This window comes from Zavarzinia compransoris (genome assembly GCF_003173055.1).
Lineage (GTDB): Bacteria > Pseudomonadota > Alphaproteobacteria > Zavarziniales > Zavarziniaceae > Zavarzinia > Zavarzinia compransoris.
Genome location: NZ_QGLF01000004.1, coordinates 82,740 through 98,067, shown reverse-complemented (window position 1 = coordinate 98,067; position 15,328 = coordinate 82,740). Strand labels below are relative to the sequence as shown.

Sequence of the window (15,328 nt, the reverse complement as noted above, 5' to 3'; positions counted from 1 at the left end):
CCCGCCTCACCGCCGGCCGGCCTGGCGGGCGGGCGAGGATTTGGCGCAATCGTCGAGGGACGGATCCTCGGCCCGGGCCTGGGGTTCGTGCGGCAGCAGCTTCGGCGCCGCCAGCCATTCCCGCCCCTTCAGCATGAAGTCGAAATAGAGCGTCGGCATGAAATCCGCCTTCAGCCACCAGGCCAGCCGGCGCGGCACTGCGGGATCGAGCGGGAAGGTCGGCAGCAGCTTGCCGCCATAGCCGAATTCGGCCAGCACCACCTTGCCCTTCTCGACCGTCAGCGGGCAGGAGCCGTAACCGTCGTAGATCGCCCGCGGGCTCTTGCCGTCGAGGATGGCGATGATGTTCTCGGCCACCACCGGCGCCTGCTTGCGCACCGCCGCCGCCGTCTTGGCGTTGGGCGCCGAGGCGACGTCGCCCAGCGAGAAGACATTGCCGTAACGCTTGTGGCGCAGGGTTTCCTGGTCGACATCGACCCAGCCCGCCGCATCGGCGAAGGGCGAGGCTTGAATGAAGTCCGGCGCCGATTGCGGCGGCACCACATGCAGCATGTCGAAGGGCTTGACCACGCGGGATACCGTGCCGTCCGCCGCCTTGACGTCGAAATGGGCTTCGCGCTTGGCGCCGTCCACCGCCTTCAGGTTCGAATTGAAGGCAAGCCTGGCGCCGTAAGCCTCGACATATTTCATCAGGGGCGGCACGAAGGTGCCGACGCCGAACAGCACCGCGCCGGCATTGTCCAGCTCGACCTCGATCTTCGACAGCACGCCCTGGCGACGCCAATAGTCGCAAGAGAGATAGAGCGCTTTCTGCGGCGCGCCGGCGCATTTGATCGGCATGGGCGGCTGGGTGAAGATCGCCCGCCCGCCGCGCAGGCCCTGGACCAACTGGAAAGTATAGGGGGCGAGATCGAACAGGTAGTTCGAGGTGACGCCGTTCCGGCCCAGGGTCTCGGCCAGCCCTTCGATGGCGTTCCAGCGCAGCGTGAGACCGGGGGCGACCACCAGGGTCCGGTAGGCGAGACGCCCGCCGTCCTCCAGCACCACGAGGTTGCGTTCCGGCTCGAAGGCCGCGGCGGCGGCGCGGATCCAGCGCACCCCCTTGGGGATGACGCGCGCCATCGGCCGTTCCGTGCGGGCACGGTCGAAGGCGCCGGCGCCGACCAGGGTCCAGGCCGGCTGGTAGTAATGCTTGTCCGAGGGCTCGACGATGGCGATGGCAAGGTCGGGCCGGCGCTTGCGCAGGCTGGCGGCGGCGGCGCAGCCGGCCGCCCCGCCGCCGACGATCAGGACGTCGAAACTGGTGGCGCGGGTGAAGGGCAGGACATCGCCGCCGCCCTTGCCGCTGGCGGCCAGCGCCTCGAGCCGGCCGCGCAGGCCTTCGATGTCATAGCCGGCGCCGGCGGCGGTGGCGATCAGGGCCTCCGCCGTCAGGTGATGGGCTTCGGCCAGGGCCCAGAGGGTGGTGGAACGGGTGCCGGTGCGGCAGAAGGCCAGCACCGGCCCCTTCAAGTCGTCGAGGGCGGCGCGGAATGCCTCCGCCGCCGCATCCGGCGCCTGGCCGGAAATCACCGGAATATGGCGATAGGCGAGGCCATGACGCCGGGCCGCCGCCTCGATCGTGGTGCCGGCCGGCTGGTCCGCCGCCTCGCCGTCGGGGCGGTTGTTGATGATGGCGCGATAGCCCAGCGCCGACAGGGCGCCGACATCCGCCTCCCCGATCTGCGGGGCGACGGAGAGAAAGGGCGTGAGTTTCTTCAGGCGGTCCATCCGGTGATCCTCCCCAGCCGGTTATGATGCGCCCCGGCTCACAGCCGGGGCTTGAGCGCGGTCAGGTCGCAGCCGGCGGCCGCGGCCTCGGCGATGACCGTATCGGCAGCGCGCCGGCCCCGCTGGCCGAGCGCCCAGAGCACGGCGGAACGATTGCCCGTGCGGCAATAGGCGAGGACCCTGCCGCCGCCGGCCGCCGCCCGCGCGGCCTCGAAGGCGGCGGCATCGCCATCGGTCGCGGCCGCGGCGGAGGCGATCGGGATGTGACGCGCCGCGATCCCCACCGCCTCGGCCGCCGCCGCCATGTCGGCGAAGCTCGGCTGGCCGGGGTCTTCGCCGTCCGGGCGGTTGACGATCATCATGCGATAGCCGGCGGCGGCCAGCGCCGGCAGGTCGCCCGGCCCGATCTGGCCGGTGACGGCGAGATCGGGGGCCAAAGCCTTCAGGTCCGGCATGTCAGCGCCTCGCGACCTTGCAGGTGCGGATGCCGAACAGCGTGTAAAGCGGGCACCACGACAGGCCGGCGGTCAGCAGCGGCACCAGGCCGATCAGGCCGAACCAGCGCCCGCCGCCGTCGAGAACGAACAGCAGCGACAGCAGCGCGAGGCCGGCGACGATGCGGAAGGCCCGGTCCAGGGCACCGATATTGCGATCCATGATCCGGTCTCCCTCACAGCGCGTTCAGCGGGATCTTCAGGTAACGGGTGCCGTTGTCTTCCGGCGGCGGCAGTTCGCCGGCGCGCATGTTCACCTGCACCGAAGGCAGGATCAGCCGCGGCATCGAGAGGGTCGCGTCGCGTTTCTCGCGCATGGCGACGAAATCCGCCGCCGCGATCCCGTCGCGGACGTGGATGTTCTTCGCCCTCTCCTCCGCCACCGTGGTTTCCCAGGCGTAGGTCTCGCGCCCCGGGGCCTTGTAGTCGTGGCACATGAAGAGGCGGGTTTCCGGCGGCAGGGCGAAAATCCGGCCGATCGAGCGGAACAGGGTCGCCGCGTCGCCGCCCGGGAAATCGCAGCGCGCGGTGCCGTAGTCCGGCATGAACAGCGTATCGCCGACGAAGCCGGCATCGCCGATCAGATAGGTCAGGCAGGCCGGCGTGTGACCCGGCGTGTGCAGCACCCGGCCGGCGATGGAGCCGACGGCGAAAGTGTCGCCGTCGGCGAACAGGCGGTCGAACTGGCGGCCGTCGGTGGCGAAGCCCTGCTCGGCGTTGAACACTTTCGAGAAAATGCCCTGCACGGTGCGGATGTCAGCGCCGATGGCGATCCGGCCGCCGAGGGTGGCCTTCAGATAGGGCGCGGCCGACAGATGATCGGCATGGACATGGGTTTCGAGCAGCCAGTCGACGGTCAGCCCCCGCTCCCGGACGAAGGCCACGATCCTGTCCGCCGAGGCATGGGACGTTCGGCCCGAGGCGGGGTCGTAGTCGAGAACGGAGTCGACGATGGCCGCGATCTTGGTCGCCGGATCCTCGACCACATAGCTGACCGTGAAGGTCGGCTCGTCGAAGAAGGCATGAACGAGGGGCTGCATGCTCGGTCTCCTGGGCTTTCGCCGTTTCTCGATTCACGTTTTATATTTACGTGAATCAATATTCAAGATCAAAACAGTTCGAAACTGTAAAACCATGCCGCCGGCGCAGCCCAGTTTCGGCTGTTTCCCTGGCTGGGCGCGGCTATCGCCAGATGCCGGCGCCCGGCCGATGATCCTGAACATAGGCTTCCGCTGCCGGATTTCAATATATATTTTACGTAAATATATATTGAAACGGCGCGATATCCCCTGCCCCGCCCCTGCGGGGCGGGGCAGGGGCTTCAGGGGGCGCTGCGGCGGCGGATGGTCGGGAAGGCGGCGGCTTCGCCGAGACTGGCGGGGCGGGACGGCCCGGGCCCGGCGGGAAGGACGGCGGGCGCGACCGGCTGGCCGCAGAACAGGCTGTTCATCAGGGCGATCAGGGGGCGGGCGCGCTCGTCGGTCAGGCGGTAGATGACCGACTTCGCCTCGCGCCGGCCGGCGATGATGCCGGCCTCGCGCAGGATGCCCAATTGCTGCGACAGGGTCGGCTGGCGGATGCCAAGCTCGGCCTCGAGGTCCGCCACCGATCTCTCGCCGCCCAGCAGGTGGCAGACGATCATCATGCGGTTGGCATTGGCCAGGACCTTGAGGAATTCGGCGGCCTGTTCGGCCATGGGCTGCAGGTCGGCGCCAGCCATCAGCGGCGGCCCTTGCGGCCGCGGGCGGCGGGCGCGCCAGCCGGGGTGAAATACCAGTCGCCGCCCTCGGCCGGGGCGCGGCGATGCCGGGCCTCGTCGAGCAGCAGGGGCGGCGGCGCCAGCACGGGATCGCCCGCCTGCCAGTCGGCCGGGACCGAGCAGGTGCCGTCCTGCGCCGCCTGAAGCCCGGCGATCAGGCGCAGCAATTCCCCGACCGAGCGGCCGACCGCCATCGGGTAATATTGGATCGCCTGGATGATGCCGTCCGGATCGATGACGAAGGCGGCCCTGATGGTCGCCGTGGTCGCCGCCTTGGGGTGGACCATGCCGAAAGCGCGGGAAATCGCCAGCGAGACATCCTCGACGATGGGGAAATCGACGGCGACGCCGAATTTCTCCTCGATCGACAGGCTCCAGGCGATATGGGCGAACAGACTGTCGACCGACAGCGCCACCACCTCGCAGCCGAGCGCGCGGAAGCGGCCGATCTGTTTCGCGACAGCGACGAATTCCGAGGTGCAGACCGGGGTGAAATCGGCGGGATGGGACAGCAGCAGGACCCAGCGCCCGCGATAGTCGGACAGGGTCACCACCCCCATGGTCGAGCGGGCCTGGAAATCCGGCGCCGCCTCGCCGATCAGGGGCAGGCTGTCGTGAGGGGACAGGCGGTCTTCAGGCGGGCAAGCCGCATCGGCAGGAAAGGCCTGGTCGGTCAAGGGGATCGTGCTCCGGCGCCGTGGTCCCCCCATATAGGACGCCGGCCCGGACAATTTCAATATTTCCTAAGTGATCATCCGTCACTCGCACATCTCTTCCAGCGCCTCGCGGTTGCGCAGGATGATGTTGCGCGACTTCGGGATCTCGATCAGCCCTTCCGCCTGGAGCTGGCTGAGGGTGCGGGACACGGTCTCGATGGTCAGGCTCAGGTAGTCGGCCATGTCCTGGCGGCTCATGGGCAGTTCGAGGCCGGTGCGGACATCCGCCCGCTCCGCCATGTCGAGCAGGAAGCCGGCGACGCGCTCGCAGGCGGTCTTGTGGCTCAGCATGGCGACATGCTCGTGGGCCCGCTCCAGGCCCTGGATGGCCAGCCGGAACAGGGTGGCGGCGACATCGCCGCGCCGCGCCGCCAGATCGTTCAGGGCGGTGCGGCGCACCACCTGCACCGCCGCCGGGCCCAGCGCCTCGGCCGAGGCCCGATGGCTGCCGCCCGCCTCGATGCCGAAATATTCGCCCGCCAGATGGAAGCCTTCGACCTGCCGGCGGCCGTCGCGCAGGATGCGATAGGTGCGCACCCAGCCCGACACCACCTTGTAGAGGCAATCCGCCTTCTCGCCTTGGCCGAAGATTTCGGCGCCGCGGGCGAAATGCATCACCTGGCCGAGATCCATCGGCAGGTCGTCGTCGCCGAAGGAGGCCGCCCGGACCGGAAACAGCGCGGCGGGAAACGGGACGGCATTGGCGGTGTCGATCTTGGCGGCGTACATCGGGCAATTCCTTTCGGCTGGCAGGAACAGTCCTACGCCTTCGCGCGGCCCCGCGACATTCAGGGCGGGCGCATAAGGGAAACTACGTATCCGGGGATTTTGCTTTGGATCAATGGCAGGCGCCCCGGAACCGGCATGATGCCCGCCATGGACGACCGCCTGCCCTTCGACGGTTCGACGAGCCCCCGCCCCTGCATCGCCCTGATCGAGGACGATGTGCCGCTGCTCGACGCGCTGTGCTTCGCCCTCGACACCGAGGGTTACGCCATCCGCGCCTTCGCGGACGAGGCCAGCCTGCTCGCCGCGGGCGACCTCGGCGACGTCCGCTGCTTCGTGATCGATTTCATGCTGGTGCCGATGGACGGGCTGGACCTGCTGGCCGAATTGCGCCGGCGCGGCTCCACCGCCCCCGCCATCCTGATCACCACCGAGCCGGACAAGCGCTGCCGCCGCCGGGCCCGGCTGATGGGCGCCGCCATCATCGAGAAACCCCTGATGACCGACGCCCTCAGCCGCAAGATCCGGGCGCTGGTCTGAACCTCAGCGCCTGATGCCGCAGCCCTTCAGGACGATGGCGGTCACGGTTTCGATCGCATCCTCGAAATCCTGTTCGCGCAGGCGGCGGTGGCCGAGCACGGCCCCGATCTGGGCGGCGAAATCGGCATAGGTCTGGGTCGCCGCCCAGACCAGGAAGAAGAAATGATGGGGCGAGACCGGGTCCATCCGCCCCTCGGCCGCCCAGGATGCCAGGACCTTGGCCTTCTCCTCGACCCAGCCGCGCAACTCCTCCTCGAGGAAGGGGCGGAGGATGGGGGCGCCGCGGATGATCTCGGTCGCGAAAATGCGCGAGGCGAGCGGGCGTTTCCGGGAATAGAGGAGCTTTCGCCGGATATAGCCGGCGACCGCCGCCGCCGGATCGTCCCGGGCCGTGATCTCGCCGAACGCCTTCAGCCACAGATCGACGATGCCCGCCACCACCTCGCGGTAGATCGCTTCCTTGGTGCCGAAATAATAGTGGACGTTGGATTTGGCGAGGCCGGCGAGTTCGGCGATCTCGGCCGTGGTCGCGCCGTCGTAGCCCCGCTCGGCGAAGACCTTTTCCGCCGCCGCGATGATCTGCGCCTTGTTGCGCGCCCGGATGCGGCCGCCGCGCGGCTGGGCGTCCTCGTCCGTATTGTCGTCGTCGAAGCCGAAGCCGTGCACCATGAACCAGCGCCTCCCACGCCCCTTCATCGTTAACGGATGCGGGTCGCCCTGTGAAGCCGGGGCGGTCGCAAAAAACCTAACCAATTGGACAATTTTTCTTGATCGCGCTGAAAGCCGGAGTGAAAACTTGTGCACCCACGGGCAACGGAATTGCCAGAGGCTAAAATTTGGGCAAATGGGGGATGCAATGACAGTGCATGGCTGGAAATTGTCGCGGCGCGGGCTGGTGGCCGGCCTCTTTGCCGCGGCGGTGGCGCTGACGGGGCTTGCCGGCACGCCGGCGGCCCGGGCGGAGGAAAAGCTGAAGGTCGCCGCCGTGTTCGAAACCCCGATCGAGGAACCCTGGGTCAACCAGATCCATGTCGCCCTCGAAAAGGCCAAGACCGAACACGGCATCGAATACGTCTATTCCGAAAGCGTGAAATCCGCCGATTTCGAGCGGGTGATGCGCGAATATGCCGAAGGCGGCTACAAGCTGATCACCGGCGATGCCTTCGGCGCCGAGCGCATCGCGCGGAAGGTCGCCAAGGATTACCCGGACGTCGCCTTCGTCTTCGGCTCGGGCATCGGCCCGGCGGAACCGAATTTCGGCGTCTTCGACAATTGGATCCACGAGCCCGCCTATCTCTCGGGGCTGATCGCCGGCAAGCTGACCAAGACCAAGGTGGTGGGCGCGGTTGCCGCCATGCCGATCCCCGAGGTCAACCGGCTGGTCAATGCCTTCTGCGCCGGGGCCAAGGAAGCCAACCCCGAGGTGAAGTGCAAATTCTCCTTCATCGGCTCGTTCTTCGATCCGCCCAAGGCGAAGGAAGCGGCGCTGGCCCAGATCGAATCCGGCGTCGACGTCATCTATGCCGAACGCTTCGGCGTGGTCGAAGCCGCGGTCGAGAAGAAGATCCTGGCCATTTCCAACATGTCCGACCAATCGTCGCTCGGCCCCGATACGGTGATCACCGGCCCGGTCTGGGACATGAGCCCGACCGTCAACCAGATGATCAAGCTGGTGAAGGCCGGCGTCTTCACGGCGCAGGATTTCGGCGGCTTCTCCTTCATGGGCAAGGGCGGCTCCTATCTGGCGCCCTATCACAAGTTCGACACCGTTCTGCCGGCCGAGGTGAAGGATCTCGTCGCCAAGAAGACGGCGGAAATCCTGGACGGCACCTATCGCGTCGACGTCGACGAATCGATCCCGAAGTCGGAGTAACCGGGCATGGCGCATGCCCTGCTGGAAATGCGCGGCATCACCAAGCGCTTCGGCGCGGTCGTCGCCAACGACCGCGTCGGGCTCGGCCTCGACCCCGGCGACATCCTGGGCCTGCTCGGCGAGAACGGCGCCGGCAAGACCACTTTGATGAATATCCTCTTCGGCGCCTATGCGCCCGACGAGGGCGAGATCCTGGTCGACGGCCGGCCCGTCGCCATTCATGCGCCGGCCGATGCGCTGGCGCTCGGCATCGGCATGGTGCACCAGCATTTCCACCTGGTGCCGAGCATGACCGTGCTCGAAAACCTGATGATCGGCCTGCCCGGGCGGCGCGGCCGGCTGGACCGGGCCGGCGCGCTGGCCCGGCTGCGGCGGGTGGAGGCGGATTTCGGCCTCGCCCTCGATCCCGATGCCCTGGTTTCCGGCCTTGCCATCGGCCAGCAGCAGCGCCTGGAAATCCTGAAAGTCCTGTTCCGGGGGGCGCGCATCGTCATCCTGGACGAGCCGACCGCGGTCCTGACCCCGCAGGAGGCGGAAAGCCTGTTCCAGGCCCTGCGCGCCATGGCGGCCCAGGGCTTCGGCATCATCTTCATTTCCCACAAGCTGCACGAGGTTCGCGCCCTCACCACCCGGGTCACCGTGTTGCGCCAGGGCCGCATCGCCGCCAGCCTGCCCATGTCGGACACGATCACCGACCGGCAATTGGCCGAACTCATGTGCGGCCATGAATTGAGCGCGCCGGCAAAGCCCGCGGCCGAGGTCGGCGCCCCCCTTCTCAGCCTCGACCGGGTCTCGACCGATGGCGGCCGGCGGCTGCGCCTTGCCGATGTCAGCCTCGAGGTCCGGGCCGGGGAAATCCTCGGCATCGCCGGGGTTTCGGGCAATGGCCAGCGCGAGCTGGCCGATGTCGTCGCCGGCATGCTGGCGCCCGTCGCCGGCACGGTGACGATCGACGGCCGGCCGGTGGAACGCTTCACGCCCCGGGGCATGCAGGCCCGCCGCGTCGGCCGCGTGCCGGAAGACCGCATGACCACGGGGCTGATCACCGCCCTGCCGCTTTCCGACAGCATGGTCCTGCCCTGGATCACGACGCGGCCCTTCAGCCGCTTCGGCCTGATCGACCATGGCGCCGTGCGCCGCTTCGTCGAAAGCGAGATCCGCGCCTTCGCCATCCGCACCCCGGGGCCGGCGGCGCGCACCGGCACCTTGTCCGGCGGCAACCTGCAGAAGGCGCTGCTGGCCCGCGAACTGGCGCGCGATCCCCTGGTCCTGCTGGCGGCGCAGCCGACCCGGGGCCTGGATGTCGGGGCCGCCCGCTTCGTCCACGAGAAATTCCTGGCGTTGCGCGCCGCCGGCCGCGCCGTCATCGTGATTTCCGAGGACCTGGAGGAATTGTTCCAGCTGTCGGACCGGATCGCCGTGATGTTCGAGGGCCGGATCATGGGCACCCTGCCCATCGCCGAAGCCAGTGTCGCCCGCATCGGCCTGATGATGAGCGGCGCCGAAGGGATCGCCGCATGATCCGCCTGCGCCTGGAACAACGCGCCGCGACACCGGTCTGGTTCTATGCCGCCCTGCCGCTGGCGGCGGTGCTGGCGACCCTCGTCCTTTGCGCCGGGCTGATCGTGCTTGCCGGCGGCAATGTGTTCGAGGCTTACGGCAAGCTCTTCCTGTCGCCCGTCGCCTCGCGCTTCGCCCTGGTCGAGACGGCGGTGAAGGCGGCGCCGCTGATCTTCACCGGGCTTGCGGTCGCCATCGCCTTCCGGGCCAAATTCTGGAACATCGGCGGCGAAGGGCAATTGCTGGTCGGCGCCATGGCCGCCGCCTTCATCGGCGGGCGGACAAGCCTGCCGGACCTAAGCCTGATCCCCCTGATGATCCTGGCCGGCGCCCTGGCCGGGGCGGCCTGGGCCATGGTGCCGGCGCTCCTGCGCACCCGCTTCAAGGTCGACGAGGTGGTGGTCAGCCTGCTGCTGAACTTCATCGTCTTCTACGCCATGATGGCCCTGCTCGACGGCGTGTGGAAGGACCCCTTGTCCGGCTATCCGGATTCGCCCGACATCCGCGACGAGGCGGGTTTCCCGACCCTGGTGGCGCGCACCCGCCTGCACCTGGGCGTGGCCCTGGCCTTTCTGGCCGTGCCCGTCGTTCATATCGTCATGCGTCACACCACCCTCGGCTTCGCCATCCGCGCGACGGGGGAGAATACGACCGCCGCCGCCTATGCCGGCTTCCCAGTCGGGCGGGTGACGCTGGCGACCGCCGCCCTGTCGGGCGCGATGGCCGGGCTGGCCGGGGTCGGCGAAGTGGGCGGGCTGCATTACCAGGTGATGGCCGGGATCTCACCCGGCTACGGCTATACCGGGATCGTCATCGCCATGCTGGCCGGGCTCAACCCGCTGGGGGTGCTGCCGGCCGCCTTCTTCTTCGCCGTGGTCATCACCGGGGCCGAGGCGATGAGCCGGGCGACCGGCATCCCGGTCTATCTGGCCGATGTCATCCAGGGCACGGCGCTGATCACCATGCTGATCGCCCTGCTGTTCACGCGCTATCGCCTGCGTTTCCGGGGGGCCGCCCATGGATGAGATCTGGGGCCAGATTTTCCAGATCGGCTTTTTCGCCGCCCTGCTGCGCATCGCGACGCCGCTGATCCTGGCCTCGCTCGGCGAGATGTTCGCGGAACGGGCCGGGGTCCTCAACCTCGGGATCGAGGGCATCATGCTGCTCTCGGCCATGACCGGGTTTTCGACCGCTTATTTCACCGGCTCGCTCTGGCTCGGGCTCGCTGCCGCCATGGCGACGGGGGCGGCCATGGGCGTGCTCATGGGGGTGCTCACAGTTACTTTGGGGCTGTCGCAGCATGTCTCCGGGATCGGGGTGACCATGCTGTGCACCGGCTTCGCCTTCTTCTTCTACCGCCTGATCTTCGGCCAGCCGGGCACGCCGCCGGCGATCACCGCCTTCACCACCGTGCCCCTGCCCCTGCTGTCCGACCTTCCCTTCATCGGCCCGGTGCTGTTCGACCAGTTCGCCCTGGTCTATCTCGCCCTGGTCGCGGTGCCGGTTGCCGCCTTCGTGCTTTACCGCACGCCCTGGGGCCTCAGCCTGCGCGCGGTGGGCGAGAACCCGCGCGCCGCCGATTCGGCCGGCATCGGCGTGGCCGCCACGCGCTATCAGGCGCTGATGCTGTCGGGCGCCCTGATGGGGGCGGCCGGGGCCTTCCTGACCATGGCGCAATTCAACGCCTTCACCTTCGGGGTGATCTCGGGGCGCGGCTGGGTGTGCATCGCCCTTGTCGTCTTCGGGCAGTGGAGCCCGTGGAAATGCGCCCTGGGCGCCCTGGTCTTCGCCCTGATCGATACGCTGCAACTGCGCCTTCAGGCGTCGAACGCGATCGATGTGCCCTATCAGGTCTTCCTGATGCTGCCCTTCGTGCTTACCATCGTCGCCATGGCCCTGGTCTCGCGCAATGCCCGGGCCCCCGCCGCCCTGCTGACCCCGTTCCGGAAGGAGGAACGATGAGCCTCGATCTCCTGATCCGCAATGTCGCCCTGCCCGACGGCAGCCGCAGCGACATCGCCATCGACAAGGGGATCATCGTCGAGGTCGCACCCGCCATCGCCGCCGAGGCCGGCCGCGTGATCGAGGGCGAGGGTTATCTGGCGACCCCGCCCTTCGTCGACAGCCATTTTCACATGGATTCGACCCTCAGCCTGGGCATGCCGCGCCTGAACCAGTCGGGCACCCTGCTCGAAGGGATCGCGCTCTGGGGCGAGTTGAAACCCCATCTGACGGTGGCGGCGATCAAGGCCCGCGCCCTCGATTTCTGCAAGCTGGCGATCGCCCGGGGGACGCTGGCCATCCGCAGCCATGTCGATATCTGCGACGACCGCCTGCTGGCGGTCGATGCCCTGCTCGAGGTGCGGGCGGAGATGCGGCCCTATATCGACCTGCAACTGGTCGCCTTTCCGCAGGACGGCTATCTGCGCTATGGCCGCTCGGCGGAAAACCTGGCCCGGGCCTTGAACCGCGGGGTCGATGTCGTCGGCGGCATTCCCCATTTCGAGCGCACCATGGCCGATGGCGCCGCCTCGGTCCGTACCCTGTGCGAGATCGCGGCGAAGCGCGGCCTGCTGGTCGACATGCATTGCGACGAATCGGACGATCCCCTGTCGCGCCACGTCGAAAGTCTCACCTGTGAGACCACGCGCCTCGGCCTGCAGGGCCGGGTCACCGGCTCGCATCTGACCTCCATGCATTCCATGGACAATTACTATGTCTCCAAGCTGATCGGCCTCATGCGCGAGGCGGACCTGCATGTCGTCGCCAATCCCCTGATCAACATCACCCTTCAGGGCCGCCACGACACTTACCCCAAGCGCCGGGGCATGACCCGGGTGAAGGAATTGCTGGCCGCCGGGCTCAATGTCGCCTGCGGGCACGATTGCGTGATGGACCCGTGGTATCCCCTCGGCAGCCACGACATGCTGGAGGTCGCCAGCATGGGCCTCCATGTCGGCCAGATGACCGGGGTGGCCGAGATGGCAGCGATGTTCCAATCCGTCACCAGCCATGGCGCCAAAGTCCTGCACCTGGACGGTTACGGCATCGCCAAGGGCGCGCGGGGCGACGTGGTGATCCTTCAGGCGCGCAACCCGATCGAGGCCCTGCGCCTGAAGCCCGCCCGCCTCTATGTGATCCGTGGCGGCACGGTGATCGCCGAAACCCCGAAGGTGGAGGCATTGCTCCACCTCGGGGCCGGCGCCCAGGCGTTCGACTTCACCCGCTGATCAGCCCTTGGCGACGAGGCGCCACTTGTGCAGCAGGGGTTCGGTGTAGCCGCTCGGCTGTTCGCGGCCCTTGAACACGAGGTCGAGGGCGGCCTGATAGGCGACACTCCCCTCATAGGCCGGCACCATGGGCTTGTAGAGGGGATCGCCCGCATTCTGGCCGTCGACCACCGCCGCCATGCGCCGGAACGTCTCGTGCACCTGATCCGCGGTCACGATGCCGTGGTGCAGCCAGTTCGCCATGTGCTGGCTGGAGATGCGCAGGGTCGCCCGGTCTTCCATCAGGCCGATGTCGTTGATGTCCGGCACTTTGGAACAGCCCACCCCCTGGTCGATCCAGCGCACCACGTAGCCGAGGATGCCTTGGGCGTTATTGTCCAGTTCCGCCCGGATCTCGTCCGGAGACCAATTGGTGTCGGTGGCGACCGGGATGGTCAGCAGGGCATCCAGCACGTCTTCCGACTGGCCTTCCAGCCCGGCCTGGATCTCCGCCACATCGACCTCGTGGTAATGCAGGGCGTGCAGGGTCGCCGCCGTCGGCGACGGCACCCAGGCCGTGTTGGCCCCGGCCTTGGGGTGGGCGATCTTCTGCTTCAGCATCTCGCCCATCAGGTCCGGCATCGCCCACATGCCCTTGCCGATCTGCGCCTTGCCGCGCAACCCGCAGGCAAGGCCGGTCAGGACATTGTTCCGCTCGTAGGCCGAAATCCAGGCGGATGATTTCATCGCGCCCTTCCGCACCATGGGCCCGGCTGCCATCGAGGTGTGGATCTCGTCGCCCGTGCGGTCCAGGAAGCCCGTGTTGATGAAGGCCACCCGGTGCTTGGCCGCCGCGATAGCGGCCTTCAGGTTCACGGTCGTCCGGCGTTCCTCGTCCATGATGCCGAGCTTCACCGTATAGGGGGCGAGGCCGGCCAGTTCCTCCGCCCGGCCGAAAAGCTCGTCGGCGAAGGCCACCTCTTCCGGCCCATGCATCTTCGGCTTCACGATATAGATCGAACCGGCGCGGGAGTTGCGCAAGGGGCCCGTGCCCAGCAGGTCGTGCCTGGCGATCGTGACCGAGACCACCGCATCCAATATGCCTTCCGGGATCTCGCTGCCGTCCTCAAGCAGGATCGCCGGGTTGGTCATCAGGTGGCCGACATTGCGGATGAACATGAGCGAGCGGCCCGGCAGGGTGAGCGTGCCGCCCCCCGGCGTCGCATAGGTCCGGTCCGGGTTCATGGCGCGGGTAAAGGTCCGGCCGCCCTTCGCCACCTCTTCCGTCAGCGTGCCCTGCATCAGGCCCAGCCAATGGCCATAGGCGACGACCTTGTCCGCCGCATCGACCGCGGCGACCGAATCCTCGCAGTCCATGATCGTGGTCAGGGCCGCTTCCACCAGCAGGTCCTTCACCCCGGCGGGATCGGTGCTGCCGATGGGATGGGTCTTGTCGATCTGGATTTCGATGTGCAGCCCGTTGTTGACCAGCAGGATCGCGCTGGGCGCCTCCACCGGGCCGCCGTAGCCGACATATTGGCCGGGATCGGCGAGGCCGATCTCGCCATCGCCCATGATCGCGACCAGGGCGCCGCCGGCGATGGCATAGCCGCGGGCATCCTTGTGGCTGCCGCCGGCAAGCGGGGCCGCGAGATCGAGGACGTCGCGGGCATAGGCGATGACCTTGTCGCCCCGGGCCGGGTTGTAGCCCTGGCCCTTCCCGGCGCCGCCGGTCTCGGGAATGGCGTCGGTGCCGTAGAGGGCATCGTAGAGACTGCCCCAGCGGGCATTCACGGCATTGAGGGCATAGCGCGCATTCATCACCGGCACGACGAGCTGGGGCCCGGCCTGGGCCGAGATTTCCGTGTCGATGCCCGTGGTCTCGATGGCGACATGCTCGGGCACGGGGGCGAGATAGCCGATCCCGGAAAGGAACGCCTTGTAGGCGGCAAGGTCGCCCTTGCCGTTCGCCCGGTGCCAGGCGTCGATCTGGGCCTGGATATCGTCGCGCTTCGCCAGCAGGGCCTTGTTCTTTGGGGCGAGGTCATGGGCGACGGCGTCGAGGCCGGCCCAGAAGGCCCCGGCCTCGATGCCCGTGCCCGGCAGGGCCCGGTCTTCGATGAAGGCGGCAAGCTCGGCCGCGACCTGGAGACGATGGCGGGTAACGCGGGATGTCATGGGGCACCCTCCGGCGGTAAGCGGGAACGAACGGGCGGGGTTCAGCCGAGCAGGGCGGCGATGCCGGCCTTGGCGATCTGAGCGTCTTCCGAGGATTTCACCCCCGAAACGCCGACGGCGGCGATGGTCTCGCCGTCGACGATCACGGGCACACCGCCTTCCAGCGTCCCCTGGATATAGGGCACCGAGAGGAAGGACACCCGGCCGCCGTTGATCATATCCTCGTAGATCTTGCTTTCGCGTCGGCCGAGGGCGGCGGTGCGGGCCTTTTCCGGCGCGATATAGGCGGAAAGCGCCGGCGCCCCGTCGAGCCGGGTCAGGCCAAGGAGATGGCCGCCGTCGTCGACGACGGCGATCGTCACCGCCCAGCCGTTGGCCAGCGCCTCGGCGCGGGCGGCGGCGAGGATGGTATCGACGTCGACATGGGTCAGGACGGCCTTGGATTTCATGCCAGCACTCCTTGGGGCAAACGCATCACCGCACCTTAAAGGCTGGCCTGCCGC

The 15,328-nt window shown here is 68.1% G+C and carries 16 protein-coding genes; 6 read left to right on the top strand and 10 right to left on the bottom strand.

The features are described from left to right. Positions 1–6: 6 nt before the first annotated feature. The 7 genes from DKG75_RS14325 to DKG75_RS14295 all read right to left on the bottom strand — a co-directional run bounded on the left by DKG75_RS14325 (position 7) and on the right by DKG75_RS14295 (position 5,468). Positions 7–1,770, bottom strand: coding sequence for a bifunctional protein tyrosine phosphatase family protein/NAD(P)/FAD-dependent oxidoreductase (locus tag DKG75_RS14325; RefSeq protein ID WP_109921817.1), 1,764 nt, complete (start codon positions 1,768–1,770; stop codon positions 7–9). 38 nt (positions 1,771–1,808) lie between these two features. Next, on the bottom strand, positions 1,809–2,225 hold the full coding sequence (locus DKG75_RS14320) for a TIGR01244 family sulfur transferase (protein WP_109921816.1): 417 nt from the start codon (positions 2,223–2,225) through the stop codon (positions 1,809–1,811). Between the two features lies 1 nt (position 2,226). Next, entirely contained in the window at positions 2,227–2,427 is a 201-nt protein-coding gene (locus DKG75_RS14315; protein ID WP_109921815.1) for a YgaP family membrane protein, read from the bottom strand. 13 nt (positions 2,428–2,440) lie between these two features. Continuing rightward, a complete protein-coding gene (locus DKG75_RS14310) occupies positions 2,441–3,304 on the bottom strand; it encodes an MBL fold metallo-hydrolase (RefSeq protein WP_109921814.1) in 864 nt (287 codons plus the stop codon). A 281-nt stretch (positions 3,305–3,585) separates the two neighbouring features. Further along, positions 3,586–3,984 carry an ArsR/SmtB family transcription factor gene (locus DKG75_RS14305; RefSeq protein WP_109921813.1) on the bottom strand — a complete coding sequence of 133 codons (399 nt, stop codon included), beginning with the start codon at positions 3,982–3,984 and terminating at the stop codon, positions 3,586–3,588. Beyond that, complete coding sequence (locus tag DKG75_RS14300) at positions 3,984–4,700, bottom strand: peroxiredoxin (protein WP_243746611.1); 717 nt, start codon at positions 4,698–4,700, stop codon at positions 3,984–3,986. Before DKG75_RS14300 ends, DKG75_RS14305 begins: the two co-directional genes overlap by 1 nt. An 81-nt stretch (positions 4,701–4,781) precedes the next feature. After that, positions 4,782–5,468, bottom strand: a complete 687-nt coding sequence (locus DKG75_RS14295) for a helix-turn-helix domain-containing protein (protein ID WP_109921811.1) — start codon at positions 5,466–5,468, stop codon at positions 4,782–4,784. 147 nt (positions 5,469–5,615) lie between these two features. On the opposite strand from DKG75_RS14295, the gene DKG75_RS23020 reads away from it, so the two are divergent. Next, positions 5,616–6,005 (top strand): response regulator, encoded by a 390-nt coding sequence (locus DKG75_RS23020; protein WP_166646587.1) that lies wholly within the window; start codon positions 5,616–5,618, stop codon positions 6,003–6,005. A 3-nt stretch (positions 6,006–6,008) separates the two neighbouring features. Here the strand turns inward: DKG75_RS23020 and DKG75_RS14285 are convergent, their stop codons facing one another. Then, positions 6,009–6,674 (bottom strand): TetR/AcrR family transcriptional regulator, encoded by a 666-nt coding sequence (locus DKG75_RS14285; RefSeq protein ID WP_109921810.1) that lies wholly within the window; start codon positions 6,672–6,674, stop codon positions 6,009–6,011. A 187-nt stretch (positions 6,675–6,861) separates the two neighbouring features. On the opposite strand from DKG75_RS14285, the gene DKG75_RS14280 reads away from it, so the two are divergent. From DKG75_RS14280 to DKG75_RS14260, 5 genes are read left to right on the top strand one after another with little or no spacing between them, the layout of a single operon-like run. After that, positions 6,862–7,878: a BMP family protein gene (locus DKG75_RS14280; protein WP_166646588.1), complete on the top strand. Its 1,017-nt coding sequence runs from the start codon at positions 6,862–6,864 to the stop codon at positions 7,876–7,878. Positions 7,879–7,884: 6 nt separating this feature from the next. Beyond that, complete coding sequence (locus DKG75_RS14275; RefSeq protein WP_109921808.1) at positions 7,885–9,399, top strand: ABC transporter ATP-binding protein; 1,515 nt, start codon at positions 7,885–7,887, stop codon at positions 9,397–9,399. Beyond that, positions 9,396–10,463 carry an ABC transporter permease gene (locus tag DKG75_RS14270; protein WP_109921807.1) on the top strand — a complete coding sequence of 356 codons (1,068 nt, stop codon included), beginning with the start codon at positions 9,396–9,398 and terminating at the stop codon, positions 10,461–10,463. Before DKG75_RS14275 ends, DKG75_RS14270 begins: the two co-directional genes overlap by 4 nt. Continuing rightward, complete coding sequence (locus DKG75_RS14265; RefSeq protein ID WP_109921806.1) at positions 10,456–11,400, top strand: ABC transporter permease; 945 nt, start codon at positions 10,456–10,458, stop codon at positions 11,398–11,400. The genes DKG75_RS14270 and DKG75_RS14265 overlap by 8 nt, the downstream gene beginning before the upstream one ends. After that, on the top strand, positions 11,397–12,668 hold the full coding sequence (locus DKG75_RS14260) for an amidohydrolase family protein (RefSeq protein WP_109921805.1): 1,272 nt from the start codon (positions 11,397–11,399) through the stop codon (positions 12,666–12,668). Before DKG75_RS14265 ends, DKG75_RS14260 begins: the two co-directional genes overlap by 4 nt. Here DKG75_RS14260 and DKG75_RS14255 read toward each other — a convergent pair whose 3' ends face one another. Both DKG75_RS14255 and DKG75_RS14250 read right to left on the bottom strand, forming a co-directional pair. Continuing rightward, the gene (locus DKG75_RS14255) at positions 12,669–14,825 is read right to left on the bottom strand and encodes a malate synthase G (RefSeq protein WP_109921804.1); all 2,157 of its coding nucleotides are present in this window, start codon (positions 14,823–14,825) and stop codon (positions 12,669–12,671) included. A 41-nt stretch (positions 14,826–14,866) separates the two neighbouring features. Continuing rightward, the gene (locus DKG75_RS14250) at positions 14,867–15,274 is read right to left on the bottom strand and encodes a GlcG/HbpS family heme-binding protein (RefSeq protein WP_109921803.1); all 408 of its coding nucleotides are present in this window, start codon (positions 15,272–15,274) and stop codon (positions 14,867–14,869) included. Positions 15,275–15,328 lie beyond the last annotated feature (54 nt).

What these genes read in the sequence shown, in the direction of transcription:
- DKG75_RS14325 (WP_109921817.1), bottom strand. Translation starts at nt 1,770, where the DNA reads ATGGACCGCCTGAAGAAACTCACGCCCTTTCTCTCCGTCGCCCCGCAG.
- DKG75_RS14320 (WP_109921816.1), bottom strand. Translation starts at nt 2,225, where the DNA reads ATGCCGGACCTGAAGGCTTTGGCCCCCGATCTCGCCGTCACCGGCCAG.
- DKG75_RS14315 (WP_109921815.1), bottom strand. Translation starts at nt 2,427, where the DNA reads ATGGATCGCAATATCGGTGCCCTGGACCGGGCCTTCCGCATCGTCGCC.
- DKG75_RS14310 (WP_109921814.1), bottom strand. Translation starts at nt 3,304, where the DNA reads ATGCAGCCCCTCGTTCATGCCTTCTTCGACGAGCCGACCTTCACGGTC.
- DKG75_RS14305 (WP_109921813.1), bottom strand. Translation starts at nt 3,984, where the DNA reads ATGGCTGGCGCCGACCTGCAGCCCATGGCCGAACAGGCCGCCGAATTC.
- DKG75_RS14295 (WP_109921811.1), bottom strand. Translation starts at nt 5,468, where the DNA reads ATGTACGCCGCCAAGATCGACACCGCCAATGCCGTCCCGTTTCCCGCC.
- DKG75_RS23020 (WP_166646587.1), top strand. Translation starts at nt 5,616, where the DNA reads ATGGACGACCGCCTGCCCTTCGACGGTTCGACGAGCCCCCGCCCCTGC.
- DKG75_RS14285 (WP_109921810.1), bottom strand. Translation starts at nt 6,674, where the DNA reads ATGGTGCACGGCTTCGGCTTCGACGACGACAATACGGACGAGGACGCC.
- DKG75_RS14280 (WP_166646588.1), top strand. Translation starts at nt 6,862, where the DNA reads ATGACAGTGCATGGCTGGAAATTGTCGCGGCGCGGGCTGGTGGCCGGC.
- DKG75_RS14275 (WP_109921808.1), top strand. Translation starts at nt 7,885, where the DNA reads ATGGCGCATGCCCTGCTGGAAATGCGCGGCATCACCAAGCGCTTCGGC.
- DKG75_RS14270 (WP_109921807.1), top strand. Translation starts at nt 9,396, where the DNA reads ATGATCCGCCTGCGCCTGGAACAACGCGCCGCGACACCGGTCTGGTTC.
- DKG75_RS14265 (WP_109921806.1), top strand. Translation starts at nt 10,456, where the DNA reads ATGGATGAGATCTGGGGCCAGATTTTCCAGATCGGCTTTTTCGCCGCC.
- DKG75_RS14260 (WP_109921805.1), top strand. Translation starts at nt 11,397, where the DNA reads ATGAGCCTCGATCTCCTGATCCGCAATGTCGCCCTGCCCGACGGCAGC.
- DKG75_RS14255 (WP_109921804.1), bottom strand. Translation starts at nt 14,825, where the DNA reads ATGACATCCCGCGTTACCCGCCATCGTCTCCAGGTCGCGGCCGAGCTT.
- DKG75_RS14250 (WP_109921803.1), bottom strand. Translation starts at nt 15,274, where the DNA reads ATGAAATCCAAGGCCGTCCTGACCCATGTCGACGTCGATACCATCCTC.